General features: G+C 36.2%; 4 protein-coding genes. All 4 read left to right on the top strand.

Annotated features, from left to right (window positions below; translation table 11 throughout):
* Nucleotides 1–210: 210 nt before the first annotated feature.
* The gene (gene rpmG / locus QM911_RS09785; protein ID WP_001809375.1) at nucleotides 211–363 is read left to right on the top strand and encodes a 50S ribosomal protein L33; all 153 of its coding nucleotides are present in this window, start codon (nucleotides 211–213) and stop codon (nucleotides 361–363) included.
* A 9-nt stretch (nucleotides 364–372) separates the two neighbouring features.
* Nucleotides 373–549 (top strand): preprotein translocase subunit SecE, encoded by a 177-nt coding sequence (secE, locus tag QM911_RS09780; protein WP_001211016.1) that lies wholly within the window; start codon nucleotides 373–375, stop codon nucleotides 547–549.
* A 57-nt stretch (nucleotides 550–606) separates the two neighbouring features.
* The gene (gene nusG, locus QM911_RS09775) at nucleotides 607–1,143 is read left to right on the top strand and encodes a transcription termination/antitermination protein NusG (protein ID WP_045763385.1); all 537 of its coding nucleotides are present in this window, start codon (nucleotides 607–609) and stop codon (nucleotides 1,141–1,143) included.
* Between the two features lie 201 nt (nucleotides 1,144–1,344).
* Nucleotides 1,345–1,744 (top strand): sigma-70 family RNA polymerase sigma factor (locus QM911_RS09770; RefSeq protein ID WP_414313873.1); only part of this gene is annotated, 400 nt, incomplete at its 3' end.

Raw genomic sequence — 1,744 nt, 5'->3', positions numbered from 1 at the left:
TTTATGTTTGGTCATAGTAGGCCTCATTTCTACCACAAACGTCTCACACTTAATTCCACCATAAAAATCCGTTTTAGACTAATTTCCACTTCGGTCAGGAAAGTGGAAGTTACTTTGAGAAATTACCCAGTGAAAGATTTAAGAATTCAAAAAAGAATTTAACTTGTCAAAGCAGAGGATTCTTGTTATAATAGGTAGGATGGAGGCGTTATGGCACTTAAAAAAGCAAGTCTAGCCTGTGCGGTTTGTGGTTCTAGAAACTATTCGATTAAGATTAGTGGAAATCCAAAACCAACACGCTTAGAAGTAAATAAATTTTGTAAACACTGTGGCAAGTACACCACACACCGAGAAACGAGATAGGAGAAAACGATGCGTTTTATTAAGGATATTTTTAAACTTCTTAAAGAAACAACTTGGCCGACTCGCAAGGAAAGTTGGTTAGATTTTAAATCTATCATGGAATACACTGCTTTCTTTGTAGTGATGATTTATATTTTTGACCAATTGATTGTTAGCGGATTGATTCGTTTTATTAATATTTTTTAACATAAGCTAAGAAAAAGATCTAGTCGCTGAAATTCTTCAGTTAGGAAAGGAAAAAACATGGATAGTTTTGATAAAGGATGGTTTGTGCTACAAACTTATTCTGGCTACGAAAATAAAGTAAAAGAAAATCTATTGCAACGTGCACAAACATACAATATGCTAGAAAATATTCTACGTGTTGAAATTCCTACACAAACAGTGCAAGTAGAAAAAAATGGAAAGAAAAAAGAAATCGAAGAAAATCGCTTTCCAGGTTATGTTCTTGTAGAAATGGTTATGACCGACGAAGCATGGTTTGTTGTACGTAACACACCAAACGTAACAGGATTCGTAGGCTCACACGGTAATAGATCAAAACCAACTCCACTTTTGGAACAAGAAATTCGTGATATTTTAGTTTCTATGGGTCAAACTGTCCAAGAATTTGATATTGATGTCGAAGTTGGTCAAACTGTTCGTATTATTGACGGTGCTTTCGCAGATTACACAGGTAAGATCACAGAAATTGATAACAACAAAGTCAAAATGATTATCTCAATGTTTGGTAATGATACAGTTGCAGAAGTAAATCTTAACCAGATTGCAGAACTTTAATCGGACATTTTTTTGAAATTTCGTCAATTAAAAATACAAAACAAAGACAACCGTAGAGAAAACAGTTGTCTTTTTTACCCTCACTTGTCAGTATTCATACTTCCTGATACACCTTGGACATGAAAAAACACAAGATAGGAACGACGGCCCCTCTTTCCCCCTTTCTCTACTATACTACAAGCAGAGAAAGGGGGAAAGCAAATGCTTGAAAAGAATTATGCAAAGGTAAAAGGAATTGTCCATAGATGTCGAAAAGATTACTATCTTCACCTGTGGGAGAAAGAGGATTGGGACCAAGAAGGCATGATCTGTCTCCATGAACTTCTAGAACAGCATCCAGAACTAGTGGAAGAAGAAAAGAAACTTTACGTCTACTTCAAAACAAAATTTCGCAACCGAATCCTTGATAGCGTTAGAAAACAAGAGAGTCAAAAACGTCGCCTAGACCGAATGGCCTATGAAGAAGTAGGAGAGATTAGCCATCGCCTACCAGAAGGAGGATTGTGGTTGGATGATTACTACGCCCTTCATGAATTGTTGAATGCTTATAGAAGAAAATTACCAGAAGATAAACAAGAAGCCTACGAACGCCTCTGGGCAG

It is taken from the genome of Streptococcus infantis, from assembly GCF_047460825.1.
GTDB lineage: Bacteria > Bacillota > Bacilli > Lactobacillales > Streptococcaceae > Streptococcus > Streptococcus infantis_V.
The sequence above is the reverse complement of the archived record's forward strand: the minus strand, read 5'-3'. Positions and strand labels throughout refer to the sequence as shown.